General features: G+C 61.8%; 24 protein-coding genes and 1 other RNA gene. 10 read left to right on the plus strand and 15 right to left on the minus strand.

Annotation, left to right across the window (positions count from 1 at the left end):
- Positions 1–115 precede the first annotated feature (115 nt).
- The 9 genes from gcvH to PspS35_RS28570 form a co-directional block, all read right to left on the minus strand.
- Positions 116–499, minus strand: a complete 384-nt coding sequence (gcvH, locus tag PspS35_RS28530; protein ID WP_159937729.1) for a glycine cleavage system protein GcvH — start codon at positions 497–499, stop codon at positions 116–118.
- Between the two features lie 51 nt (positions 500–550).
- Positions 551–1,633: a glycine cleavage system aminomethyltransferase GcvT gene (gcvT, locus tag PspS35_RS28535; protein ID WP_159937730.1), complete on the minus strand. Its 1,083-nt coding sequence runs from the start codon at positions 1,631–1,633 to the stop codon at positions 551–553.
- Positions 1,634–1,789: 156 nt separating this feature from the next.
- Complete coding sequence (locus PspS35_RS28540; protein WP_159937731.1) at positions 1,790–3,388, minus strand: iron ABC transporter permease; 1,599 nt, start codon at positions 3,386–3,388, stop codon at positions 1,790–1,792.
- Between the two features lie 165 nt (positions 3,389–3,553).
- Complete coding sequence (locus tag PspS35_RS28545) at positions 3,554–4,558, minus strand: extracellular solute-binding protein (protein WP_159937732.1); 1,005 nt, start codon at positions 4,556–4,558, stop codon at positions 3,554–3,556.
- A gap of 95 nt (positions 4,559–4,653) precedes the next feature.
- Entirely contained in the window at positions 4,654–5,871 is a 1,218-nt protein-coding gene (locus PspS35_RS28550; protein ID WP_174244898.1) for a 2-octaprenyl-3-methyl-6-methoxy-1,4-benzoquinol hydroxylase, read from the minus strand.
- Positions 5,872–5,880: 9 nt separating this feature from the next.
- The gene (locus PspS35_RS28555) at positions 5,881–6,366 is read right to left on the minus strand and encodes a DUF4442 domain-containing protein (RefSeq protein ID WP_159937734.1); all 486 of its coding nucleotides are present in this window, start codon (positions 6,364–6,366) and stop codon (positions 5,881–5,883) included.
- Positions 6,359–7,546, minus strand: coding sequence for a 2-octaprenyl-6-methoxyphenyl hydroxylase (ubiH, locus tag PspS35_RS28560; protein ID WP_159937735.1), 1,188 nt, complete (start codon positions 7,544–7,546; stop codon positions 6,359–6,361). The genes PspS35_RS28555 and ubiH overlap by 8 nt, the downstream gene beginning before the upstream one ends.
- Positions 7,543–8,865, minus strand: a complete 1,323-nt coding sequence (pepP, locus tag PspS35_RS28565) for a Xaa-Pro aminopeptidase (RefSeq protein WP_159937736.1) — start codon at positions 8,863–8,865, stop codon at positions 7,543–7,545. The genes ubiH and pepP overlap by 4 nt, the downstream gene beginning before the upstream one ends.
- A gap of 20 nt (positions 8,866–8,885) precedes the next feature.
- Entirely contained in the window at positions 8,886–9,443 is a 558-nt protein-coding gene (locus PspS35_RS28570; protein WP_159937737.1) for a YecA family protein, read from the minus strand.
- 139 nt (positions 9,444–9,582) lie between these two features.
- On the opposite strand from PspS35_RS28570, the gene PspS35_RS28575 reads away from it, so the two are divergent.
- From PspS35_RS28575 to PspS35_RS28590, 4 genes are all read left to right on the plus strand, one after another.
- Complete coding sequence (locus PspS35_RS28575) at positions 9,583–9,792, plus strand: TIGR02449 family protein (protein WP_007982902.1); 210 nt, start codon at positions 9,583–9,585, stop codon at positions 9,790–9,792.
- Entirely contained in the window at positions 9,789–10,106 is a 318-nt protein-coding gene (locus PspS35_RS28580) for a cell division protein ZapA (protein WP_159937738.1), read from the plus strand. The genes PspS35_RS28575 and PspS35_RS28580 overlap by 4 nt, the downstream gene beginning before the upstream one ends.
- 30 nt (positions 10,107–10,136) lie before the next feature.
- Positions 10,137–10,315, plus strand: a non-coding RNA gene (gene ssrS, locus PspS35_RS28585) — 6S RNA.
- A gap of 57 nt (positions 10,316–10,372) precedes the next feature.
- Positions 10,373–11,002 carry a 5-formyltetrahydrofolate cyclo-ligase gene (locus tag PspS35_RS28590; RefSeq protein WP_159937739.1) on the plus strand — a complete coding sequence of 210 codons (630 nt, stop codon included), beginning with the start codon at positions 10,373–10,375 and terminating at the stop codon, positions 11,000–11,002.
- Between the two features lie 7 nt (positions 11,003–11,009).
- Here the strand turns inward: PspS35_RS28590 and PspS35_RS30135 are convergent, their stop codons facing one another.
- On the minus strand, positions 11,010–11,159 hold the full coding sequence (locus PspS35_RS30135; RefSeq protein ID WP_010207387.1) for a hypothetical protein: 150 nt from the start codon (positions 11,157–11,159) through the stop codon (positions 11,010–11,012).
- Between the two features lie 194 nt (positions 11,160–11,353).
- On the opposite strand from PspS35_RS30135, the gene PspS35_RS28595 reads away from it, so the two are divergent.
- The 3 genes from PspS35_RS28595 to PspS35_RS28605 all read left to right on the plus strand — a co-directional run bounded on the left by PspS35_RS28595 (position 11,354) and on the right by PspS35_RS28605 (position 14,146).
- Entirely contained in the window at positions 11,354–11,803 is a 450-nt protein-coding gene (locus PspS35_RS28595) for an EVE domain-containing protein (protein WP_159937740.1), read from the plus strand.
- Positions 11,804–11,815: 12 nt separating this feature from the next.
- A complete protein-coding gene (locus PspS35_RS30145) occupies positions 11,816–12,043 on the plus strand; it encodes an ABC transporter permease (protein ID WP_159937741.1) in 228 nt (75 codons plus the stop codon).
- Between the two features lie 99 nt (positions 12,044–12,142).
- Entirely contained in the window at positions 12,143–14,146 is a 2,004-nt protein-coding gene (locus tag PspS35_RS28605) for an acyltransferase family protein (protein ID WP_159937742.1), read from the plus strand.
- On the opposite strand, the gene PspS35_RS28610 is transcribed toward PspS35_RS28605, so the two are convergent.
- Positions 14,136–14,543 (minus strand): flagellar basal body-associated protein FliL, encoded by a 408-nt coding sequence (locus PspS35_RS28610; protein ID WP_032884296.1) that lies wholly within the window; start codon positions 14,541–14,543, stop codon positions 14,136–14,138. The genes PspS35_RS28605 and PspS35_RS28610 overlap by 11 nt on opposite strands.
- A gap of 149 nt (positions 14,544–14,692) precedes the next feature.
- Here PspS35_RS28610 and PspS35_RS28615 point away from each other — a divergent pair, with 149 nt between their 5' ends.
- Together PspS35_RS28615 and glpT are read left to right on the plus strand one after the other, a co-directional pair.
- On the plus strand, positions 14,693–15,670 hold the full coding sequence (locus PspS35_RS28615; RefSeq protein ID WP_159937743.1) for an NADPH:quinone oxidoreductase family protein: 978 nt from the start codon (positions 14,693–14,695) through the stop codon (positions 15,668–15,670).
- Between the two features lie 294 nt (positions 15,671–15,964).
- Positions 15,965–17,302 carry a glycerol-3-phosphate transporter gene (gene glpT, locus PspS35_RS28620; RefSeq protein WP_159937744.1) on the plus strand — a complete coding sequence of 446 codons (1,338 nt, stop codon included), beginning with the start codon at positions 15,965–15,967 and terminating at the stop codon, positions 17,300–17,302.
- Here the strand turns inward: glpT and PspS35_RS28625 are convergent.
- Together PspS35_RS28625 and PspS35_RS28630 are read right to left on the minus strand one after the other, a co-directional pair.
- Positions 17,299–17,952 (minus strand): gamma-glutamylcyclotransferase, encoded by a 654-nt coding sequence (locus tag PspS35_RS28625; protein WP_159937745.1) that lies wholly within the window; start codon positions 17,950–17,952, stop codon positions 17,299–17,301. The genes glpT and PspS35_RS28625 overlap by 4 nt on opposite strands.
- Before the next feature lie 27 nt (positions 17,953–17,979).
- Positions 17,980–20,367 (minus strand): TonB-dependent receptor, encoded by a 2,388-nt coding sequence (locus tag PspS35_RS28630; protein WP_159937746.1) that lies wholly within the window; start codon positions 20,365–20,367, stop codon positions 17,980–17,982.
- Positions 20,368–20,696: 329 nt separating this feature from the next.
- Between PspS35_RS28630 and PspS35_RS28635 the strand changes: the two genes are divergently transcribed.
- Positions 20,697–21,179 carry a sn-glycerol-3-phosphate transporter gene (locus tag PspS35_RS28635; protein WP_159937747.1) on the plus strand — a complete coding sequence of 161 codons (483 nt, stop codon included), beginning with the start codon at positions 20,697–20,699 and terminating at the stop codon, positions 21,177–21,179.
- Positions 21,180–21,363: 184 nt separating this feature from the next.
- Here PspS35_RS28635 and PspS35_RS28640 read toward each other — a convergent pair whose 3' ends face one another.
- Positions 21,364–22,329, minus strand: a complete 966-nt coding sequence (locus PspS35_RS28640) for a CDP-6-deoxy-delta-3,4-glucoseen reductase (RefSeq protein ID WP_159937748.1) — start codon at positions 22,327–22,329, stop codon at positions 21,364–21,366.
- Entirely contained in the window at positions 22,329–23,795 is a 1,467-nt protein-coding gene (gene ubiD / locus PspS35_RS28645) for a 4-hydroxy-3-polyprenylbenzoate decarboxylase (RefSeq protein WP_038444369.1), read from the minus strand. Before ubiD ends, PspS35_RS28640 begins: the two co-directional genes overlap by 1 nt.
- Between the last annotated feature and the right edge of the window lie 73 nt (positions 23,796–23,868).

Below are 23,868 nucleotides of genomic sequence, written 5' to 3' on the forward strand. Positions count from 1 at the left end.
GCAGGTGCAAATAAATGTGGGAGGGTCTTGCTCCCGATTGCGGTGGGTCAGCCAATAATAAGCAGACTGACACTCCATCATCGGGAGCAAGCCCCCTCCCACATTGGCCTTACGCTTACTCGCCGATAGCGGCTTTGTAGCCAGCGGCATCCAGCAGTTTTTCCAGATCAGACGGGTTGCTTGGCTTGAGCTTGAAGATCCAAGCGCCGTACGGGTCGGAGTTCAACAGTTCGGGGCTGCCATCCAGTTCCTCGTTGACTGCAATCACTTCGCCTGCAACCGGGGAGTAGATATCCGAAGCGGCCTTGACCGACTCCACCACACCTGCCTGATCAGTCGCGCCAAACTGAGCCCCTACTTCGGCCAACTCAACAAACACCACGTCCCCCAACGCTTGCTGGGCATGGTCGGAGATCCCGACGGTCACCGTACCGTCAGCTTCCAGACGGGCCCATTCATGACTCTCGGCAAAACGCAGGTCGGCCGGGATATTGCTCATAGTCTGTGTCCTCAGAAGTAGTGTCAGCGGCCATCGGCCTGCCGGAAATAGTTAGATCAAGGTTTTGCCATGGCGCACGAAGGTCGGTTTGACCACTCGAACCGGGTACCACTTGCCGCGGATTTCCACTTCGGCCCGATCGGCTGTCGCCGTCGGTACACGCGCCAGGGCAATGGATTTGCTCAGCGTAGGAGAGAAACTACCACTGGTGATCTCCCCTTCGCCAACATTGGCGATACGAACCACTTGATGAGCGCGTAAAACCCCACGTTCTTCCAGTACCAACCCGACCAGTTTGAACTGCACACCGGCGGCCAGTTCGGCTTCCAGCGCCGTGCGGCCGATGAAGTCGCGCTCGGCAGGTTCCCAGGCGATGCTCCAGGCCATGTTGGCCGCCAAGGGCGAAACGTCCTGATGGATATCCTGGCCGTACAGGTTCATGCCAGCTTCCAAACGCAGGGTGTCCCGTGCGCCGAGGCCGATGGGTGAAATACCCGCCCCCACCAGATCGTTGAAAAAACCGGGCGCCTGATCGGCGGGCAGGACAATTTCCAAGCCATCTTCACCGGTGTAACCCGTGCGGGCGATAAACCAATCGCCATCGGCCTGGCCTTCAAAAGGCTTGAGCTGGTGGATCAGGGTGCCGCGCGACTGGGTGACCAACTCGGCAATCTTCTGCCGCGCATGGGGGCCTTGGATGGCGAGCATGGCCAACTCGGGGCGCTCATGCAGTTGCACGCGGTAGCTGCCCAGTTGCGCCTGCATCCAGGCCATGTCCTGGTCACGGGTGGCGGCGTTGACTACCAGCCGGTACCCGGCTTCGGTGCGATAGACAATCATGTCGTCCACCACGCCGCCACGCTCGTTGAGCATGGCGCTGTACAACGCACGGCCACAGCCCTGCAAACGTTCGACGTCATTGGCCAACAAGTGCTGGAGCCATTCCTTGGCCTGGGAGCCGGTGACATCGATCACGGTCATATGAGATACATCGAACACCCCGCAGTCGCGTCGCACCTGATGGTGTTCTTCAACTTGCGAGCCGTAGTGCAAAGGCATATCCCAACCGCCAAAATCGACCATTTTCGCGCCGAGGGCGAGATGCAGGTCATACAGAGGCGTACGCTGTCCCATGGGTTTCTCCTTCCGGGCTTGGCGAAGGTGCGCAGCATTGCTGTTCGCGCTGAGCGCCTTGGATTACAAGGCCTGCAGCCACGCACAGCGACTCGATCCGAAGGATGGAGCGCACCGAATGCCGCGCATTGTAGCCGCAAGCCGTAGGACTGGCACCTAGCCGATTGGTCGGGCGGAACGTCGAATCAGCCCGATGACCGGCAACAGCCCCACCAACACCAGTGTCAAGGCTGGCAACGAGGCCCGTGCCCATTCACCTTCGCTGGTCATTTCAAAGATGCGTACCGCCAGGGTGTCCCAGCCAAATGGGCGCATCAGCAGGGTGGCGGGCATTTCCTTGAGCACATCGACGAACACCAACAAGGCTGCACTCAAGGTGCCGGGAAGCAAAAGCGGCAGATACACCTTGCAAAACAGTCGCGGGCCACTCACGCCAAGGCTACGCGCCGCTTCGGGCAACGACGGGCGAATGCGTGCCAGGCTGTTTTCCAGCGGCCCATAAGCCACCGCCAGAAAACGCACCAGATAGGCCAGCACCAGCGCCGACAGGCTGCCCAGCAGCAACGGTTTGCCGGCAAGCGGCACTACCAGCTCCCGGTCCAGGTAGCTGAACGCCAACATGATCGACACCGCCAGCACCGAACCCGGCAACGCATAGCCAACATTGGCCAGGCTGATACCGGAGCGAATCGCCCGGGTCGGCGCCAGGCGGTTGGCGAAGGCCAGTACCAGCGCCACGCTGACCGTGATCAGCGCCGCGATACCACCGAGGTAGAGGGTGTGGACGATCAGCCCCGAATAGCGCTCATCCAGGTCGAACCGGCCGCGCTGCCAGAACCAGGCAATCAACTGCAACAGCGGAATCACAAAGGCGCACGCAAATACTAAGCCGCACCACGTACTGGCGGCTGCCGCCTTGAACCCGCGCAAGTGGTACAGCGCCTTGCCCCGAGGCCGCTCATTACTGGGTCGGCTCGCGCCACGGGCACGCCGCTCGCCGTACAGCACCAGCATCACTACCAGCAGTAACAGGCTGGCCAGTTGGGCGGCGCTGGAAAGACTGAAAAAGCCGTACCAGGTCTTATAGATCGCGGTAGTGAAGGTATCGAAGTTGAACACCGAGACCGCACCGAAATCCGCCAGGGTTTCCATCAGCGCCAACGCCACACCCGCACCGATCGCCGGTCGTGCCATCGGCAGCGCCACACGCCAGAACGCTTGCCACGGCGATTGCCCGAGCACTCGCGCAGCTTCCATCAGGCCTTTGCCCTGCGCCAGGAATGCAGTACGCGCCAGCAGGTAGACGTAAGGGTAGAACACCAGCACCAATACGATGATCACACCACTGGTGGAGCGCACACGAGGCAGGCGCAGACCGCTGCCGAAACACTCCCGCAGCAGCGTCTGCACCGGGCCGGCGAAATCCAGCAGGCCGACAAACACGAAGGCCAACACATAGGCAGGGATGGCGAAGGGCAGCATCAACGCCCAGTCGAGCCAACGCCGTCCGGGGAACTCGCAAAGGCTGGTCAGCCAGGCCAGGCTGACGCCCAACAGGGTCACGCCGACGCCGACGCCCAGCACCAGTGTCAGGGTATTGCCCAGCAGGCGGGGCATCTGGGTGTCCCAGAGGTGGGACCAGATCTGCTGGTCGATGCTTTGCCAGGACAGCAACAGCACGCTCAGCGGCAGCAGCACCAAGGCGGCGGCGCTGAAGACCGGCAGGTACCAGCGGCGTTGGGCGGGATGGGCCAAAGGTTAGTTCTCGTTAGATGAATAACTTGAAAACACCACATGCCAATGTGAGAGGGGGCTTGCCCCCGATAGCAGTGGACCAGTCAATGATGAGTAGACTGACACTCCGCCATCGGGGGCAAGCCCCCTCCCACATTTGGATCTGCAGCGTCCTACAAATTGTACTTAGTTCCAGCCCGCACGATCCATCAAACGAATCGCCTCAGCCTGACGCTTGCCCGCCACTTCCACCGGCAAGGTGTCAGCCACGAACTTGCCCCAGGTCGCGACTTCAGCCGACGGCGGCACCGCCGGGTTGGCCGGGAATTCCTGGTTCACATCGGCAAAAATCTTCTGCGCTTCTGGCGTGGTCATCCACTCCACCAGCGCCTTGGCGGCTTGCGGGTGTGGCGCGTGCTTGGTCAAGCCGATGCCCGACAGGTTCACATGCACGCCACGGTCGCCCTGGTTCGGCCAGAACAACTTCACCGCCAGGTCTGGCTTCTGCTTGTGCAGGCGGCCGTAGTAGTAGGTGTTGACGATGCCCACGTCGCACTGCCCGGCGTTGATCGCTTCCAGCACCGCGATGTCATCGGAGAACACGTCGGTGGACAGGTTATTCACCCAGCCCTTGACGATTTCTTCGGTTTTGGCCGCGCCGTGGGTTTCGATCAGGGTGGCGGTCAGCGACTGGTTGTAGACCTTTTTCGCGGTGCGCAGGCACAGGCGGCCTTCCCACTGCTTGTCGGCCAACGCTTCGTAAGTGGTCAGGTCACCCGGTTTTACCCGGTCGGTGGAATAGGCGATGGTCCGCGCGCGCAGGCTCAAGCCGGTCCAGGCGTGGGCGGATGAGCGGTATTGCAGGGGGATGTTCTTGTCGATCACAGGTGAGGTGAACGGTTGCAGAATGCCCATTTGCTCGGCCTGCCAAAGGTTGCCGGCATCCACGGTGAGCAGCAGGTCGGCGGTGGCGTTTTCGCCCTCGGCCTTGATGCGCTGCATCAGCGGGGCTTCCTTGTCGGTGATGAACTTCACCTGCACGCCAGTCTTTTTGGTGTAGGCGTCAAACACCGGCTTGATCAGTTCGTCAATGCGCGAGGAGTAGACCACCACTTCGTCGGCGGCCTGCACGGTGGTGCTGCCGATCAGGGTAAGTGCCAGGGCAGTCAGGAGGCGCTTGGGTGCCAACATGGGGGCGGTCTCTCATTTGCAAAGTGAGCGCAAATGATAGGGACTCACATTTGGTAACGCTCGGCGGAGGCGTTACCAGATGTTGCACAAAAGCCTCAGGGTTTAGCGAGTTCTGGCAAATCGCCCGTTAAGCCCAAGGCCTGGCGCACAAACACCGCCTTGGCTTCCGGCATCTGGTCGACCATCTTCAGCCCGGCATTGCGCAACCAGCGCAACGGCAGCTGATCGGCCTGGAACAACCGCTCAAAACCTTCCATCGCCGCCATCAGGGCCAGGTTGTGCGGCATGCGTCGACGTTCGTAACGGCTCAGCACTTTCACATCCGCCAGACGCTCACCGCGCTCGGTGGCCGCCAACAACACATCGGCCAGTACCGCCGCATCGAGGAAACCCAGATTCACGCCCTGCCCGGCCAGCGGGTGGATCACGTGGGCCGCATCGCCGATCAACGCCAGGCCCTCGGCCACGTAGCGTTTGGCATGACGCTGACGCAACGGTACGCACACCCGTGGATCAGCGCTGACCACAGTGCCAAGGCGCCCTTCAAACGCGCGTTCCAGCTCACGACAGAAACGTTCGTCATCCAAGGCCATCAGTCGTTCGGACTCAGCCGGCGTGGTCGACCAGACGATCGAACACCAGTCCTCCTGCCCGTCACGCACCAACGGCAAAAACGCCAGCGGGCCGGTGTCGGTAAAGCGTTGCCACGCCGTGCGCTGGTGCGGCTGGCTGCTGCGTACGCTGGTGACGATGGCGTTGTGCAGGTAATCCCATTCACGGGTGGCGGTACCGGTCAGGCGGCGCACAGCAGAGTTGGCACCGTCGGCGGCGACCACCAGCGGCGCGCGCAGGGTGCGGCCATCGGCCAGGGTCAGCAGCCAGTCATCGCCGGAACGGCGCATCTGTTCCAGGCGCGCATTGGCCAGCAGGCCCAGGTCGCAGTCGTGCAGGCGATCGAGCAAGGCATCCTGCACCACGCGGTTTTCGACGATGTGCCCGAGCACGTCGGCGTGCACGCTGGCTGCCGAGAAGTGGATCTGCCCAGTGCCGCTGCCGTCCCACACTTGCATCTCGCCATAGGGGCTGGCGCGGCGCGAGACAATGCCATCCCACACGCCCAGGCGCTCCAAAATGCGCTGGCTGGCAGCCGACAAGGCGCTCACGCGGGGCTCGAAAGCCGCATCATGCTCGAACGGCTTGACGCTCAGCGGGCTGCCGTCGAGCAACAGCACCTGCAGGCCACTGCCCTGCAACGCCAGCGCCAGGGCGCTTCCGACCATTCCGGCCCCGACAATCAGCACATCTGCGCGCATGTCCATGCTTTAAGCCTGTCTCGCTGGCGGCTTGCGCCGCACGTAAAGGGTTTTGTCGACCCGCGCCACCAGGGTGCCGGAGCCGTCATGAATCTCGACCTTGAGGTGGGGCAGGTATTTCTCGCCGCCTTCGGTCTGGCGACGCACCTCGTCGAGCAAGGCCTCGTCGATGAAGAATTCGGCATACACCGGGCCTTTGCCCGGCGAAATAAAGTCGATGCTCGCGGCCTTGTCCCAGACGATGTAGTCGCGCCCCAGGTTCTCCATCAGCATCAGCATGTAGAACGGGTCGACCATCGAATACAGGCTGCCGCCGAACTGCGTGCCCACGTAATTACGGTTGTACCAGCCCAGGCCCATGCGCACTTTGACGTGGCGAAAATCCGCGCTCATGTGCTGCACGCTGACGCCCGCGCCCAGGTACGGCGGATACAGCGTCATGACCCAACGCAGCAAACGCGCCTTGCCCAACCGCGCCACCAGCCACTTACGCATCGGGACGCGTGCCCAGGCCCATGGCCTGACGGGCGAACCAGCGCTTGGCCGGCGGCAGCAGATCCAGGCCCAGCAGCCCCATATTGCGGCCAAATGCGACCAACGGTTGTGCACTGCCAAACAGCCGCGTGACCTGATCGGAGAAGCCCACGGTCAACTTCTGATCCAGGCGCTGGCGCTCGCGGTAGGCTTGCAAGGTCGCCAGGTCGCCCGGTATCGCCGGCCCGGCCAGCAAGGCCTCGGCCAGGGCATGTGCATCGCGCAGGGACAGGTTGAAGCCCTGCCCGGCAATCGGGTGCAGGCTGTGGGCGGCGTTGCCGAGGATCGCCAGGTGGGAACGCACCTGCTCTTCGGCTTCCACCAGGGTCAGCGGATACAGATGGCGCGCACCGACTTGCTTCAAGGTGCCCAGGCGATAGCCGAACACGCCCTGCAATTCACTCAGGAAACTGCGCTCGTCAAGCGCGGCCAGGCGTTGCGCATCCATGCCGATGCGCGTCCAGACCAGCGCGCAGCGGTTGTCCGGCAGCGGCAGCAAGGCCATCGGCCCCTCGTCGGTGAAGCGCTCGAAGGCTTCGCCGTTGTGAGCTTCGCTGGGTGTGATGTTGGCAATCAACGCGCTCTGGTTGTACGGACGGGTCTTCACGCCGATGCCCAATTGCTCGCGCAAGCCTGAGCGGCCGCCATCGGCGAGCACGGCGAGGTCGCATTCGAGCACGGTTTCATCGTTGAGGGTCAGGCGATAGCCGTCGGGCAGCGGCTCCATGCGGGTGACTTCCGCCGGGCAGCGCCAACTGACTACGTCTTTGTCCAAGCCTTGCCACAGGCATTGGCCGAGCCAGGCGTTTTCCACCACGTAGCCAAGGGCCGGCACGCCCTCCTCCATAGCGGACAAACGTGCGGTGGAGAAACGCCCACGGTCGGACACGTGGATCTGCTTGATCGGTTCGGCGCGACGGGAGATGTCCTGCCAGATGCCCAGGCGCTGGTAAATCTGACGCGCACCAAACGACAGCGCCGATGAGCGCGCATCGTAGCTTGGCTGGTAGCTGTCGCCCGGTGCAAAGGGTTCGATCAACACGATCTTCCAGCCCCGCGCCTTGGCCCCGGCCTGCAACGCCAGCGCCAGGCTGGCGCCTACCAAGCCGCCACCGATAATCGCCAGGCTGACCCGGCTCATCGGGCGGCCGCCATCAGCGCTTCGATCTCGGCGACGGTCTTGGGCACGCCGCCGGTCAGGATTTCACAGCCTTGCTTGGTCACTACCACGTCGTCCTCGATGCGTACGCCAATGCCACGCCATTTCTTCGCCACAGTCTGGTTGTCCGGCGAAATATAGATCCCCGGTTCCACGGTCAGCGCCATGCCGACTTCCAGCACGCGCCATTCACCGCCCACCTTGTACTCGCCCACATCATGCACATCCATGCCCAGCCAGTGGCCGGCGCGGTGCATATAGAAGGGCTTGTAGGCTTCGCTGGCGATCAGTTCGTCAACGTCACCTTGCAGCAACCCCAGCTTCACCAGCCCGGCGGTGATGACCTGCACGGTCGCCTCGTGGGCCTGGTTCCAATGCTTGTTCGGTGCGATCTCGGCAAAGGCGGCTTCCTGGGAGGCCAGCACAACCTCGTAGATCGCTTTTTGCTCAGGTGAAAACTTGCCGTTGACCGGCCAGGTCCGTGTGATGTCGCTGGCGTAGCAGTCGATCTCGCAACCGGCGTCGATCAGCACCAGGTCACCGTCCTTGAGCACGGCGTCATTCTGCTGGTAATGCAGGATGCAGCTGTTGCGCCCAGCGGCGACGATGGAGCCGTAGGCCGGCATCTTCGCGCCCCCTTTGCGGAACTCGTAATCCAGCTCGGCTTCCAGGCTGAACTCATGCAAACCGGCGCGGCTGGCCTGCATTGCCTTGACGTGGGCAGCGCAGGAAATCCGCGCGGCCTCGCGCATCACTTTCACTTCTGCCGCCGATTTATACAGGCGCATGTCGTGGAGCAGATGATCCAGGGCAACAAATTCGTTCGGCGGCTGGGCGCCCAGGTGCGCTTTAGAGCGGATCACGTTGATCCACTCCATCACGTGCCGGTCAAATTCGGCATTGCTGCCCATCGCCGAATACACCCGGTCGCGGCCTTCGATCAGGCCGGGCAGGATGTCGTCGATATCGGTGATGGGGAAGGCATCATCGGCGCCAAAGTCACGGATTGCGCCTTCGGTACCCGCACGCAGGCCGTCCCACAATTCGCGCTCGGCGTTGCGTTCGCGGCAGAACAGCACGTACTCGCCGTGCTGGCGACCGGGCATCAGCACGATCACAGCTTCCGGTTCAGGGAAACCGCTCAGGTACTGGAAGTCGCTGTCCTGACGATAGACGTGCTCGACATCGCGATTGCGGATAGCCACGGCGGCTGCCGGCAGAATCGCGATGCTATTGGGTTCCATCTGCGCCATGAGCGCCTTGCGGCGGCGGGTGTATTCCGCTTTGGGGATATGGATCATGGGCAGATGGGCTTCCTTTCTTAGTGCAGTGACGGCTTGGATGCAGCAGGTTCAGCGGACTTCTTGGTCTCGGTGAACAGCAGCAACGGCGCGACGCGCAGGTATTCCATGACTTCCATGTAGTCGCCTTCGCCGTCTTCGGACTCTTCCAGCGCGTCTTGCACTTGGGAGATCGCAGCGAGGTCCTGCAGCACTTCCTTGGCATCGGTGCTCAGCTCCAGGCCGCCGGCGTTCACGCCGAAACCGTGGAGGAAGCCCTGGCACCACTGGCCCAGCGCGGCGGCGCGCTCGGTGAGCGGCGCGTCGTCGGTCGGCAGCAGCAGGACCACGGTGACGTCATCACCGGTCAGCTCGCCCTTGACCATCTCTTGCAGGCCGATCAGCGCGTTACGCACGTTGTCGGTCGGTTCGGTTTCCAGCAGCTCGGCCACGTCGGCCAGCCAGTTGTCGGCATCAAAGCCAACGCCGGTGCAACTGCGGCCGAGCAACACGCCGTGCAGTTCGGCAGGCGAGCAAGGATGACCGCTGGTGCTCAGCAGTTTGGAAAAAGCATCGTACGGGGAGTTCTGAATGGGCATGGTGAGCTAGGCGCCAGACGGCGCAATGTCTAGAATGGAGCGCTGTATCCTAGCACCGGCAGACGTACCAAGACTATCAAGGGCGTCAGATCGTTTATCCTGCAGTTGCCATTCATCAGACAAAATCCAGTGGAACCCAATGGAAGACACCGACCTGCAAGCGCTGATGGCCAGACTCGAATTGCTAATTACTCGGGTCGAGCAACTTAAGAGTCAAAACGGACTCCTATTAGCTCAGGAAAAGACCTGGCGCGAGGAACGCGCTCACCTCATTGAAAAAAACGAAATCGCCCGGCGTAAGGTCGAATCGATGATTTCGCGCCTGAAGGCCCTGGAGCAAGACTCATGAGTTCAAGCAATAGCGTCACCGTGCAGATCCTGGACAAAGAATATTCGATCATCTGCCCCCAGGAAGAGCGCAACAACCTGGTGAGCGCCGCGCGCTACCTGGATGGCAAGATGCGTGAAATCCGCAGCAGCGGCAAAGTCATCGGCGCCGACCGTATCGCCGTGATGGCCGCGCTGAACATTACCCACGACCTGCTGCACAAGCAGGAACGCCCTGACGTGCAGGCCAGCGGCTCGACCCGCGAGCAGGTGCGTGACCTGCTGGAACGTGTTGATCTGGTGCTTTCCAGCGATTCAGACACACCCAAGGGCTGATTGCCGCGACTGTTTAAGGTATACTCGCCCCACTCCCTGGCGTGTTTGCCAGTCGGCGATGTCCCTGAGCCGATTCGCACTACCCTGGAAGTTGCACGTTGGGCTGGTGTGCATGTCCGCTAGACGGAAAGCCTTAAAGCCTACTGCATCTTCCACCTTGAACTTTCGGGTTCAAGGGCTAAGTCGACAGCGGCTCTGTCGGGGAGCCTGAATTCCCAAACTCAATGCCAGTCCCCGGACTGGCATTGTTTTATGAGCCGAAAACCATGACCGAACCTGCGCCGCTTTCCCGTCCGCACCTTCGACGCATGCTGCGCAAAGCCCGCCGCGCCCTCACACCGAGCGAGCAGCGCCAGGCCGCGCAGGGCCTGTATCGGCAACTGGCACAGCACCCGCTGTTTCGCCGGGCCAAACATATTTCCTTGTATCTACCGACGGACGGCGAAATCGATCCTCGCCTGCTGCTGCGTGCCGCTCAACGCCGGGGCAAGGCCACCTACCTGCCGGTGCTGAGCGCCTGGCCGCGCACCAAGATGGTGTTCCAACGCGTGAAGCCTGGGGAACAACTGCAGCCCAACCGTTTTCGGATCCTGGAGCCACGGGTCAACGCCAAGCGCCAGCGCAAGGTGTGGGCGCTGGACCTGGTGTTGCTGCCGTTGGTGGGGTTCGATGACGCCGGTGGCCGCCTGGGCATGGGCGGCGGTTTCTACGATCGCAGCCTCGCCTACCTGGCGCGCCGCCAACGCTGGCGCAAGCCGACGCTGCTGGGCCTGGCCCATGAATGTCAGAAGGTCGATCGATTGGCACAAGCCAGTTGGGATGTGCCATTGGCTGGCACCGTCACCGATAAGCGGTGGTATGTCGCACAAACGCCGCGGCAAGCAGCGGCGTCTTGAGGAAGGGTTAACGCTTGAAGGGTTGCGGCTGCTGTTGAGCCAGTTCGACCGGCGCATCGGTCTTGTTCGACCACAAGCTTTGCGCATACCCGGTGGTCACGACGCCCAGACCAAACAAAATCACCAAAATCCATAGTAAATCCGGTTTACGTTGCATCGATTGCCCCCCTTCAGGCACCTCGTACACGATGACAACAACGTTCCAAAGTAGTCCGTTGCAGCTGCGTCAAGCTTAAAGGCCGGCATTTTGCGGTAACGTGAACCAACACGCAAACCTTGGCGCCAACCGACTGTCGGTTTGTCATCAAATTGCCTGACAACTTGCCCACTGCCTTTTTCAGGAGCCCAAAAATGGCCTACTGGCTGATGAAATCCGAGCCCGACGAACTCTCCATCAAAGGCCTGGAAACGCTTGGCGAAACGCGCTGGGACGGCGTGCGCAATTACCAGGCGCGCAACTTCCTGCGCGCCATGGCGGTGGGTGACGCGTTTTTCTTCTACCACTCCAGTTGCCCCGAGCCGGGCATTGCCGGGATCGGCAAAATCGTCGAAGCCGCCTACCCGGACCCGACTGCGCTGGAACCGGACAGCCACTACTTCGACGCCAAGGCCACGCCGGAAAAAAACCCGTGGAGCGCGATCAACGTTGCGCACGTCCAAACATTCCCCAAAGTGCTGGGCCTGGGCTACCTGAAACAGCAAACCGCCCTCGCCGAACTGCCTCTGGTGCAAAAAGGCAGCCGCTTGTCGGTGATGCCGGTCACCGCCGAACAATGGGCCGCGGTGCTGGCGCTGCGCTAATTGATCATCCCGATGCTGCTTTTATCAGGCGCCAGTACGCCGCTGGACAGCATGCCCGAGTGGTTGCAATGGGTGATGCAAGGCTCGCCGTCGACGCATTTTGTGAGCTTGAGTGCAGCGATTCTGTTCCGGGACGCAGGCGTTGGCGTGGCGCGGCCGGACCTGCTGGCACTGGCCGCGATCGGCTTGTTGTTCTTTGTCGTGGCGCTGGCCAGGTTCCGCAAAAGCCTGGCGCCCTGATCGGGAAACACCCTGACTCATACCTGTCCGAACGGCCAGTCGTCGTGCTGGGCCGGCTTGGGCAAAATCCGGACTTTGCCCGTTCGCGAGGAAGCCCGCGTGTCCCAGCCCACCTGCACTTACAAACCGGCCATCGACGGCTTGCGTGCCATCGCCGTGCTCGCGGTCATCGTCTTCCACTTGGATGTGTTCAGCCTGCTGCCCGGCGGCTTCACCGGCGTGGACATGTTCTTCGTGGTTTCCGGGTATGTGATCAGCCAGTCGCTGTGGGAGCGCCGCGACCTGAGCTTCGGCCGCTACCTGGCGGACTTCTACCGGCGCCGCCTGCTGCGCATCCTGCCCGCGCTGCTGACCATGCTGTGTGTGAGCTTCGTGCTCAGCGCGATGTTCCTGCCACAGTTCTGGCTCAGTGAACTGATCAACACCACCGGCCTCGCCGCATTCTTTGGCCTGAGCAATGTGGTCCTGGCGTGGAACACCGACACTTATTTTTCACCCAGCGCCGAACTCAACCCCTATCTGCATACGTGGTCTTTGGGGGTTGAAGAACAGTTCTACGTGATCTTCCCGGCCCTGTTCTTTGCATGGCTGCGCTACCGCCAACGGTCTGCATTGACGTGGGCGCTGCTGCCGTCAATGGCCTTCGCGTCACTGCTGGTCGGCGCTTATCAGGTCACCCACGCACCGCTGTCAGCGTTTTACTCGTTGCCCGGACGTTTCTGGGAGCTGGCGGCCGGTGCAATCCTGTTCCAGGTCATCGGGACACGTGGAGTAACACCCACGCTCAACCGTCAGGCACCGAGCCTGTTGGCCGTCGGCCTCGCTCTGGTGATTATCGGTTTTCTGTTCGCCGAACCCAGGCGGTTCCCCTTTCCCTGGGCGATGGTCACTGTGGCTGGCTCGCTGCTGATGATCGCCGGGATCGTGCTGCGGGGCGCCAGCCCACCCGATGCGCTGCAACGCCTGTTGCAGCACCCGCTGGCGACGTATATCGGCCGCCTGTCCTATTCGCTCTACCTGTGGCACTGGCCGGTCGCGGTCTTTTTGCGCTGGACCGTCGGCCTGGAACTGCTGGCGGTGCAATTGCTGTACCCCTGGCTGGTGATCGCCCTCGCAGCGGCGTCCTACCACTGGATCGAAACGCCGATACGCAGCGGCAAGTCGGCAGTGCAACGCAAGGCGGGCCTTACGTTTGCAGCCGGCTTGGGCATCACCGGCCTGCTGTGGCTGGGCGCGCAGTGGTTGTCGCTTAACCCGACCGCCCTGTCACTCAGCCAGACCCGCGATACCTACACGTGGTACGCCTACAGGCATTACCCCCAGGAAGACTTCACCCCCCTCGACGACCCACGCCTGGCGCAGCGACAGCTGTTCGTGATCGGCGATTCCCATACCGCGGCCTACCGCACACTGCTCAAACAGGTTTCGCTGAAACTGGGTGTCACGGTGGTGGAATACGAGCAAGGCGGTTGCAGCGTCGTCAGCCTTATCGGGCCGGACCCTGCACGCTGCGCCGCGTCTCGCGAAGCCCAGTTCCAGGAAATCGAGGCGCGTGCCCGACCGGGCGATGTTGTATTTCTGGCCTCGCTGCGCATGCCGGAGTTGGCCGGGCGCGAGTGGCGCGAAGGTGAGGCGCCCATGATCGATGAGGCGTTGGCCGAACTGACGGCCGAGCAGCTCGCCGCCGCACGCGTCGCCGCCGACACGCTGTTGAGCCGCTTGCAAAAAGCAGGGCTCAACATTTTGATCGACGCGCCCAAACCGCTGTTCAAAGCAGCCCCCAATCGCTGTTCGGACGGGTTCAACCGCACCAACCCCGTCTGCGCGCCGGGCCTGACGATGGCGCGCTACCAGCTCAATCGCCTGCGCGCGCCCCAAATGCAGCTGCTGGAGCAGTTGCAAGCCCGCTATCAGGCATTGCATGTCTGGGACCCGCTACCGCTGCTGTGCCCCGGCCCGGTCTGCTCGGCCTATGACACAAACGACAAGCCGCTGTTCTTCGACTCCAACCACCTCAGCGGCCACGGCAACCGCGTGCTGGAGCCGTCCTTCAGCGCTGCCTTGCTGAAGATCTGGGGGGTGACGCCGAAGGTTACTGAATGATCAGGTTGTTGAACAACAGGTCTTCCACCACCGGCTTGCCGGTCTCGTCGTTCATCACTTGCTGGGTTTGTTTCAGGGCTTCCTGGCGCAGTTTTTCCTTGCCTTCGACGGTGCTCATGGCCTCGTTGGTTTGCTGGGTGAACAGCGCCACCAACTGGTTACGGATCAACGCGTCGTTGGCTTTGACCGCCGCTGCCGCTTCGGTGCCGGTCACACGCAGGGCGATGTCGGCCTTGAACACCTTGAGTTTCGCCGTGCCATCGAGCCCATAGTTACCCACAAACGGCGGGCTCAGGCTGATATAGCTGACCTTCGGCGCCTCGCCTTCTTTCGCCTCTTCGGCCTGGGCTGCCATCGGCAAGGTCAGGGCCAGCATCAACAGGATCCACGCTTTCACAGTTCATTCCTCACATTCGGTGCCGGGTAGCATAACGCTAGCAGGGCTGAGCACAAGCTTATGGCGACTTATCAGGGCTGGGCATGCTCGTTGACCCACGGGCCTGCCCTCCTACACTTATCGGCCACGACACCAAAAGGAATAGCCCGATGAAAGCTGTGCTGTGCAAAGCCTTCGGCCCCGCCGAAACCCTGGTGCTGGAAGAAATCGCCAGCCCGGCGATCAAGAAGAACGAAATCCTGCTGGACGTGCACGCGGCAGGGGTGAACTTCCCGGACACCTTGATCATCGAGGGCAAGTACCAGTTCAAGCCGCCCTTCCCGTTTTCGCCGGGTGGCGAGGCGTCGGGCGTGGTCAGCGAAGTGGGCGAAAAAGTCAGCCACCTCAAAGTCGGTGACCGCGTCATGGCGCTCACTGGCTGGGGCAGTTTTGCCGAGCAGGTCGCGGTGCCGGGCTACAACGTGCTGCCGATCCCGCCGAGCATGGACTTCAACACCGCCGCCGCCTTCAGCATGACCTACGGCACGTCGATGCACGCACTGAAACAACGGGCCAACCTGCAACCTGGCGAAACCCTGCTGGTGCTCGGCGCCTCGGGTGGGGTGGGCCTGGCGGCGGTGGAGATCGGCAAGGCCATGGGCGCCCGCGTGATCGCCGCCGCGAGCAGTGCCGACAAACTCGCCGTGGCCAAGGCCGCCGGCGCCGATGAGCTGATCAACTACAGCGAAACCAGCCTGAAAGACGAGATCAAGCGCCTCACCGACGGCAACGGCGCCGATGTGATCTACGACCCGGTGGGCGGTGACCTGTTCGACCAGGCCATCCGCGCCATCGCCTGGAACGGGCGTTTGCTGGTAGTGGGCTTTGCCAGCGGGCGCATTCCAGAGTTGCCGGTGAACCTGGCGCTGCTCAAGGGCGCGGCGGTGGTCGGGGTGTTCTGGGGCTCGTTTGCCCAGCGCCAGCCGCAAGATAATGCGGCGAACTTCCAGCAACTGTTCACCTGGTATGGCGAGGGCAAGCTAAAGCCGCTGGTGTCCCAGGTATATCCGCTCGAACAGGCCGCCCAGGCGATCAATGATCTGGGGCAGCGCAAGGCTGTCGGCAAGGTGGTCGTCCAAACCCGCTAACCGACCTCAAATGCAATCAAATGTGGAAGGGGGCTTGCCCCCGATGGCAGTGGGTCAGGTGATACATCTGTTGACTGAAGCACCGCTATCGGGGGCAAGCCCCCTCCCACATTTGGATCTCTACTCGCCTCAGAAACTGTTTGCGACCACCACTTATCTATTCGCGACATGTTCGTAAGAGAACATGCACTTGCTCTCATTTCCTGTGTTTGCCGCCAAGTGGCGATGCTATTTTCGGTAACGAAACTGTAACATTCGCATCCGCAGTCAAAACAAGAAATCTGGAGCTCTTGAATGTTTGCTTTCTTTCGTCCTGCCGCGCACCAGGCGCCCCTGCCTGAAGAAAAAATAGACAGCACCTACCGACGACTGCGCTGGCAGATCTTCGCTGGTATTTTCTTTGGCTACGCCGGCTACTACCTGCTGCGCAAAAACTTCTCCCTGGCCATGCCGTACCTGATCGACGAGGGTTACACCCGTGGCCAGTTGGGCCTGGCGATGTCGGCCATCGCGATTGCCTACGGCCTGTCCAAGTTCCTCATGGGCCTGGTATCCGACCGTTCCAACCCGCGCTACTTCCTGCCCTTCGGCCTGCTGGTGTCGGCGGGTGTGATGTTCATTTTCGGTTTCGCACCTTGGGCAACGTCCAGCGTGACCATGATGTTCATTTTGCTGTTCATCAACGGCTGGGCCCAGGGCATGGGCTGGCCGCCAAGTGGGCGGACCATGGTGCACTGGTGGTCGCAGAAAGAGCGCGGCGGCGTGGTTTCGGTGTGGAACGTGGCGCACAACGTCGGCGGCGGCCTGATCGGCCCGCTGTTCCTGCTGGGCATGGCCTGGTTCAACGACTGGCACGCAGCCTTCTACGTACCGGCGACTGTGGCCCTGGCGGTTGCGGTGTTTGCCTTCATCACCATGCGCGACACCCCGCAATCGGTAGGCCTGCCGCCCATCGAGCAATACAAGAACGACTACCCGGAAGGCTACGACGCCAGCCATGAAGAAGAATTCAGCGCCAAGGAAATCTTCGTCAAGTACGTGCTGCGCAACAAAATGCTGTGGTACATCGCCTTCGCCAACGTGTTCGTCTACCTGCTGCGCTACGGCGTGCTGGACTGGGCACCGACGTACCTGAAGGAAGCCAAGCACTTCGACGTGGATAAAACCTCGTGGGCGTACTTCTTCTACGAGTGGGCGGGCATCCCCGGCACGCTGCTGTGCGGTTGGATGTCGGACAAGATTTTCCGGGGCAACCGTGGCCTGACCGGCGTAGTGTTCATGGCGCTGGTGACCGTGGCAACGCTGGTGTACTGGCTCAACCCGCCGGGCAACCCGATGGTCGATATGATCGCGCTGTTCTCCATCGGCTTTCTGATCTACGGCCCGGTGATGCTGATCGGCCTGCAAGCGCTGGAACTGGCCCCGAAGAAAGCCGCCGGTACGGCTGCGGGCTTCACGGGCCTGTTCGGCTACCTGGGTGGCTCGGTGGCGGCGAGTGCGGCCATGGGCTACACGGTGGACCATTTCGGCTGGGACGGCGGTTTCGTACTGCTGATCGGCGCGTGCCTGCTGGCCATCGCGTTCCTGATCCCAACGCTGTGGCACACCAACAGCGTCAGCTCGGCGCGTTAATCGCCTGGGCAGCCCTTTGCACAACGCTTGAGCCGCGCCTCCAGATTCCTATCTGGCATGGCGTGGCTGCGCAGGGCGTTCACGGTCTGCTCGACATAATCGCGCGTGGTGCCGTAACGCCCGCAAGCGCTTTGCAGCACATGGTTGAGCACGATATCCGGCAAGTTGCCCGCATAGCTGGGCAAGTGCCGCTCCAGGACAAACCCCAACGCCTGCACCTGACTGCCATCTTCCAGACGGCAGCTGAGCCAATGCGGTTTGTACGAGGGGTAAGGCATCTCGCGCTGCCACAGGGCATACAACGAGGCCTCGAGTTGGTCTTCCGGCAAGCGGTAGGCAAACCCGCTGCAAGAGCCACCACGATCGAGCCCAAACACCAAGCCCGGCGTTTCGGGTGTGCCCCGATGCTCGTGAGACCACAGGTACAGGCCCCGGTGATAACCGTGGACCCGCGCCCGCACACGCTCGGTCGACGAACACTCAGGGCGCCAGATCAGCGAACCATACGCAAATAGCCAGACCGGCCCACCCTTGTGCCGACCCATGGTGGCCTGCATCGAGCTCATCAACTGTTCGTGAGTGAGTTGCGGCCCCAGATCGAGCCGCGGAGGGTAAGCCAACTGCAAAAGATCGGTTTCAATGGCGGTCATGGCGAAAAGCGGTGCGCCTCCTGTGTATTACCAGTTGTAAGCAACTTTACCGTAATAAAACGCGCCGCTGTAACCGTACGGCGAATAAGTGCTATAGGCGAGGTTGCCGCCGCTGCTGGCGAAGGCATTGAGCTTCTCCGGGTATTTGTCGGTGACGTTGTCGCCGCCCACGGTGAAGGTCCAGCTCTTCAGCTTGTAGTCCGCCGACAGGTCCAGCACCCAGGCTGCCTTGAAGGTCTGGTCATTGACCTTGTCCGCCTGGTAGCTGGTGAATTCACCATAGCGCACCAAATTGCTATGCAGCGCCCAATTGCCAAACGTGAAGTCGTTGCCCAGGCTCAACTTGTGCTGAGGGGTGGTATCACCGAGCAAACCAATGCGTTCGCGGCGGTCCACCCGCACCAGGTTCGCGCCCAGGCTGTCGAGGATCGCCGGGTTGGGTTTCACGTCGGTGACTTTGGTGTGGTTGTAGTTGTAGCCCACGGTGCTGTTCCAGCGGATGCCGCTGTCGAACTGGTAGCGATAGTTGGCCACCAGGTCGACACCGTCGGTGCTGGTGTCGGTGGCATTGGTGAAGTAGCGGGCGGTGGTGTAGTCGATATTGCCCACGCCGTTGGCTTGCAGGTAGGCGCGCGTCGCCGCGTTGATGCCGAGGTTGGACGACAGGCTGATACGGTCACGAATGTCGATGCGGTACACGTCCACCGTCACCGTCAGGTCATCGGCCGGCTCCAGCACCAGGCCAAGGCTGTAGTTGCGTGACTTCTCGGCCTTGAGGTCTTCGGCGCCGAGCAAGCGCGCCACTTGGCTGTTGGCCGGGAAGGTGCCGGCTTCCTGGATGGTGCTGCCGATCAGTTGCGACGAGGTGTAGGCAAAGTTTTGCTGGGCCAGGGAAGGCGCACGGAAACCGTTGGAAATACTGCCGCGCAAGGCCACTTGCGGGGTGAAATCATAACGGGCCGACAGCGCGCCGCTGACATTGGAGCCGAAGTCACTGTAGTCCTCATGCCGTACGGCCGCCGAGGCGCTGAGTTTTTCGGTGAAATTGGTTTCCAGGTCCAGGTACTGCGCCCAGTTATGGCGTGAGCTGGTGCCCGCATCCGCTTCACGGAACCCTGCCAGGCCCGAGCTGCCGCTCTGGTAGTAGGACGCCGGCTCACCCGCTTCGATTTCATAGCCCTGATGCAGGTATTCGCCGCCAAACGCTACGGAAACCGGGTATGGCAGCCAACCCACGTCAAATTCACGGGACAGGTCCAGGCTGACCTGCTTCTGGTCGTTGCTCAGGGTGCCATTATCGAACTTGCGCGGCGTGGCCAGGCCGAGGGCGGTGTTGATGGTTTCGGTGCTGAGTGTGTACTGGTTCTTGCCGTAGTTGGCCGACAAGTCGTAATGCCAGTCGTCGGCCAGCAGCCCGCGCAAGCCCACCACCAGCGAAGTGTCTTCAAGGTTGCCCTTGATCAGCGGCAAGTAACCATTGGGGTTGAGTGCAGCAATATTGTTGGACGCATTGCTCGCCCGGTAAAACGCCGCCGTCTCGCCGCGCCGTTTGCTGTAGCCACCGAAGGTGTAGAACTCGGCCGAATCGTTGAAGGAATATTCGGAGTTGAACTGGAATTTGCCTTCATTGGTGGCCGGCTCACCCTGACGAAAAACACGCTGGCCGTACGTGGTAGAACCGATGCTGGCCGGGCGGTAATCATTCCCGGCGCGGTTGGTGTATTCGTTGTCGGCGCCTTCGGCCGACAGGTTGATAAAGCCGTTGTCACCCAAGGCCAGGCCGGTGTTGCCACTGACATTGCGCTGGATACCGTCCCCCTTTTTGTACTCACCGAACTTGGTCGAGATCGAACCGCCCTGGTCGGCGTGCTTGAGGATCACGTTGATCACCCCGGCAATCGCATCCGAGCCGTAGCGCGCCGAAGCACCGTCGCGCAGCACTTCGATATGGTCCACCGCCGACAGCGGGATCGCATTCAGGTCCGCCGGCGCCGAGCCACGGCCCACGGCACCGCCTAGGTTGACGAAGGCGCTGGTATGGCGGCGCTTGCCGTTGACCAGCACCAGCACTTGATCCGGCGACAGGCCGCGCAACTGCGCAGGGCGTACCAACTCCGCACCGTCCACCAGGCTTGGACGCGGGAAATTGATCGACGGGATCAGGCGCGCCAACACGGCGCCCAGCTCATCGGAACCAGTGCTGCGCAGGCTGTCGCCGGAGATCACATCGATAGGCGACAGCGAAGCACTGGCCGTACGCTCTTGAGCGCGGGTGCCGGTGACGATCACAGTGTCGAGTTTGGGTGCATCGGTGGCGGACGTTTCGGCCGCAACGGCTGGATTGAAGCTCACAGCGGTCAGCAAATTGGCCGACAAAATCGCTGAGTACAACGCGTGTTTCTTGTAACTCCCCATACCGCTCCCCTTGGAATCAAGACTCAGCAGGTCAATGCGCTGAGTGCGTACGATCGATCCGGCTGGCGGGCGGTGGCGGTCAGTTGTTGGTTACTGGCAGAAAGTCGGTAGTCCGTAGCGATATAGCTTAAAGATATTCATGTAACAAATTAAATACCTTTAAAGAATAAGCGAATGCATAAGCCCGGCACCCCGTCCGTCAGGATTATCCGCAACAACCCCGCGGCTTTCAGCCCCGGTTCAGCCTGGGCACGCGCCAAACCGTCAAAATAGCCCGCACATCACGACCCACTTAGCCGCCTATCAAACCGACTACCGAGGTCGCACCCATGAAAAAACTCCGACTGCCTGGCCTGTTGTTGCTGGCCCAGGCCACCACTGCGCTGGCTGGCGAATCGCCGGTTGCCGAAGACGACAAGGGCTTCTGGTACGCGCAGACCAGCGTCTATACCCGACACTTCGCGCCGGATAAGGACCACAACAACAACCAAGACCTGATCGGCCTGGAGCGCAATGAAGCATCGGGGTGGGTGTATGGCGGGGCGACCTTTCGCAACTCGTTCCGCCAGCGCTCGTACTACGCCTATGCGGGCAAGCGCTATGACATGACCGACTATCCGGTGTACCTGAAGGTCACGGGCGGGGCGCTCCAAGGCTATCGCGGCCAGTACCGCGACAAGATCCCCTTGAACCGTTTCGGCGTGGCGCCAGTGATCATTCCGTCGGTAGGCACCCATTACGGGCCGGTAGCGGCGGAGTTGGTGTTGTTGGGGTTCAATGCGGCGATGGTGACGACCGGCGTGCGCTTCTAACTGGCACGTTGCGACTGGGCTGTTGTGCTCGGAAGGGCTTTTTGTGGTGAGCGAGCTTGCCCAAAGCTGGGTTGCGAAGCGGCCCCAAAACCTGCCAATGAGGTCTCGCTGAAAAAGCGCAATGTCTGGATTGGGGCTGCTGCGCAGCCCAGCGCGGGGCAAGCCCGCTCACTACACCACGCCGTTAGCGCGGCGCGTAGGCGAATACGTCGGCGCGCATCTGGTGCGCATCCATGCCGGCGTCGACCAGCGCATCCAGCGTGCCGTAGATCATCGCCGGTGAGCCGCTGGCGTAGACGTGCACGGCCTTGAGGTCGGTGATGTCTTCACACACCGCTTCATGGAGCAACCCGCAGCGCCCTTCCCAACCGCACAGGTCACTGACGACTTTGTGCAGGAACAGGTTGGGCAGTTGCAGCCACTGGTCCCAGTGCTCGATATCGTAGAAGTCTTCCGGGCGACGCACGCCCCAGTACAGGTGCACCGGGTGCTTGAAGCCGGTGGCGCGGCAATGCTCGATCAGGCTGTGCATCTGCGCCATGCCGGTACCGGCGGCGATCAACACCAGCGGCCCGTCCGGCAGCTCGGCCAGGTGGGTATCGCCAAATGGCAGCTCGATACGTGCCATCTGGTTACGTTGCAGTTGCTCCAGCAGGTTGCGCGCACTGTCCTCGCGGACCAGCACGTGCAGTTCCAGCTCACGTCCGGCATGGGGCGCCGAGGCCAGGGAGAACGCCGATTTCTCGCCGTTTTCCCGCTCGATCATCAGGTACTGCCCGGCGTGGTAACGCACCGCCTTGCCGGCCGGCGCACGCAGACGCACGCGCCACACGTCACCACCGACGTCCACGCACTCACTCAATTGGCACGACAACTTGCGCAACGGCAACTCTCCCGGCGCCAGCACGCCATCCCACAACACAACGCAATCTTCCAGCGGTTCGGCGATGCAGGTGTAGAACTCACCGTGGTCACGCACCTCACCGGCTTGCTGCACCCGGCCTTCCACCAGCAGCGCGGCACATACGTGGCACACGCCGTTACGGCAAGCCTGGGGGCATTCATAGCCCAGGCGACGTGCGCCTTCGAGGATTCGTTCGCCAGGGACCAGCTCCAGCACAGCGCCGGAAGGTTGCAGGGTTACACGCATCAATCTATTCCCAATTCTTTCCACATCGCGTCGACGCGCGCGGTCACGGCTTCATCCTTGACGATCACCCGGCCCCACTCGCGGGTGGTTTCACCCGGCCATTTGTGGGTGGCGTCCAGGCCCATCTTGGAGCCCAGGCCCGATACCGGCGACGCGAAGTCGAGGTAGTCGATCGGCGTGTTGTCGATCATCACCGTATCGCGCTTGGGGTCCATGCGCGTGGTGATGGCCCAGATCACGTCGTTCCAGTCGCGGGCGTTGATGTCGTCGTCGGTGACAATAACGAACTTGGTGTACATGAACTGTCGCAAAAACGACCACACACCGAGCATGACGCGCTTGGCATGGCCCGGATACGACTTCTTCATGGTCACGATGGCCATGCGGTACGAGCAACCCTCGGGCGGCAGGTAGAAGTCGGTGATTTCCGGGAATTGCTTTTGCAGGATCGGCACGAACACTTCGTTGAGCGCCACGCCAAGAATGGCCGGCTCATCCGGCGGCCGGCCGGTGTAGGTGCTGTGGTAGATCGGCTTGATCCGGTGGGTGATGCGCTCGACGGTGAACACCGGGAAGCTGTCGACTTCGTTGTAGTAGCCGGTGTGGTCGCCGTAGGGGCCTTCGTCCGCCATCTCGCCAGGGTGAATCACGCCTTCGAGGATGATTTCAGCGGTGGCCGGCACTTGCAGGTCGTTGCCACGGCACTTCACCAACTCGGTACGGTTGCCACGCAGCAGGCCAGCGAAGGCGTATTCGGACAGGCTGTCCGGCACCGGGGTCACCGCGCCAAGGATCGTGGCGGGGTCGGCGCCCAGGGCTACGGAGACCGGAAACGGCTGGCCGGGGTGTTTTTCACACCACTCACGGAAGTCCAGGGCACCGCCACGGTGGCTCAGCCAACGCATGATCACCTTGTTGCGGCCGATCACTTGCTGGCGGTAGATACCGAGGTTTTGGCGGTCCTTGTTCGGCCCTTTGGTGACGGTCAGGCCCCAGGTAATCAGCGGGCCAACGTCGCCAGGCCAGCAGGTCTGCACCGGGAGCATGGCCAGATCGACGTCATCGCCTTCGATGACCACTTCCTGGCACACCGCGTCCTTGACCACCTTGGGGGCCATGGCAATGATCTTGCGGAAGATCGGCAGCTTCGACCAGGCGTCCTTCAAGCCCTTGGGCGGCTCGGGTTCCTTGAGGAAGGCCAGCAACTTGCCGATCTCGCGCAGTTCGCTGACCGACTCGGCGCCCATGCCGAACGCCACGCGATCGGGCGTGCCGAACAGGTTGCCGAGCACCGGAATATCAAAGCCGGTCGGGTTTTCGAACAGCAGCGCCGGGCCCTTGTTGCGCAGGGTACGGTCGCAAATCTCAGTCATTTCCAGCACCGGGGAAACCGGCACCTGGATACGTTTCAACTCTCCGCGCTGCTCAAGTTGCTGCACGAAATCCCGAAGATCCTTGAATTTCATTAACCATGCCACCCGTAAAATAGGCGTACATCCTACCTGCTCTGAAGCTGGCTGGCAGCTTATCGCGGTGCAT

It is taken from the genome of Pseudomonas sp. S35 (assembly GCF_009866765.1).
Lineage (GTDB): Bacteria > Pseudomonadota > Gammaproteobacteria > Pseudomonadales > Pseudomonadaceae > Aquipseudomonas.

Coding starts and splice junctions, on each gene's coding strand:
- gcvH (WP_159937729.1), bottom strand. CDS start 499: ATGAGCAATATCCCGGCCGACCTGCGTTTTGCCGAGAGTCATGAATGG.
- gcvT (WP_159937730.1), bottom strand. CDS start 1,633: ATGGGACAGCGTACGCCTCTGTATGACCTGCATCTCGCCCTCGGCGCG.
- PspS35_RS28545 (WP_159937732.1), bottom strand. CDS start 4,558: ATGTTGGCACCCAAGCGCCTCCTGACTGCCCTGGCACTTACCCTGATC.
- PspS35_RS28550 (WP_174244898.1), bottom strand. CDS start 5,871: ATGCGCGCAGATGTGCTGATTGTCGGGGCCGGAATGGTCGGAAGCGCC.
- PspS35_RS28555 (WP_159937734.1), bottom strand. CDS start 6,366: ATGCGTAAGTGGCTGGTGGCGCGGTTGGGCAAGGCGCGTTTGCTGCGT.
- ubiH (WP_159937735.1), bottom strand. CDS start 7,546: ATGAGCCGGGTCAGCCTGGCGATTATCGGTGGCGGCTTGGTAGGCGCC.
- pepP (WP_159937736.1), bottom strand. CDS start 8,865: ATGATCCATATCCCCAAAGCGGAATACACCCGCCGCCGCAAGGCGCTC.
- PspS35_RS28570 (WP_159937737.1), bottom strand. CDS start 9,443: ATGCCCATTCAGAACTCCCCGTACGATGCTTTTTCCAAACTGCTGAGC.
- PspS35_RS28575 (WP_007982902.1), top strand. CDS start 9,583: ATGGAAGACACCGACCTGCAAGCGCTGATGGCCAGACTCGAATTGCTA.
- PspS35_RS28580 (WP_159937738.1), top strand. CDS start 9,789: ATGAGTTCAAGCAATAGCGTCACCGTGCAGATCCTGGACAAAGAATAT.
- PspS35_RS28590 (WP_159937739.1), top strand. CDS start 10,373: ATGACCGAACCTGCGCCGCTTTCCCGTCCGCACCTTCGACGCATGCTG.
- PspS35_RS30135 (WP_010207387.1), bottom strand. CDS start 11,159: ATGCAACGTAAACCGGATTTACTATGGATTTTGGTGATTTTGTTTGGT.
- PspS35_RS28595 (WP_159937740.1), top strand. CDS start 11,354: ATGGCCTACTGGCTGATGAAATCCGAGCCCGACGAACTCTCCATCAAA.
- PspS35_RS30145 (WP_159937741.1), top strand. CDS start 11,816: ATGCTGCTTTTATCAGGCGCCAGTACGCCGCTGGACAGCATGCCCGAG.
- PspS35_RS28615 (WP_159937743.1), top strand. CDS start 14,693: ATGAAAGCTGTGCTGTGCAAAGCCTTCGGCCCCGCCGAAACCCTGGTG.
- glpT (WP_159937744.1), top strand. CDS start 15,965: ATGTTTGCTTTCTTTCGTCCTGCCGCGCACCAGGCGCCCCTGCCTGAA.
- PspS35_RS28625 (WP_159937745.1), bottom strand. CDS start 17,952: ATGACCGCCATTGAAACCGATCTTTTGCAGTTGGCTTACCCTCCGCGG.
- PspS35_RS28630 (WP_159937746.1), bottom strand. CDS start 20,367: ATGGGGAGTTACAAGAAACACGCGTTGTACTCAGCGATTTTGTCGGCC.
- PspS35_RS28635 (WP_159937747.1), top strand. CDS start 20,697: ATGAAAAAACTCCGACTGCCTGGCCTGTTGTTGCTGGCCCAGGCCACC.
- PspS35_RS28640 (WP_159937748.1), bottom strand. CDS start 22,329: ATGCGTGTAACCCTGCAACCTTCCGGCGCTGTGCTGGAGCTGGTCCCT.
- ubiD (WP_038444369.1), bottom strand. CDS start 23,795: ATGAAATTCAAGGATCTTCGGGATTTCGTGCAGCAACTTGAGCAGCGC.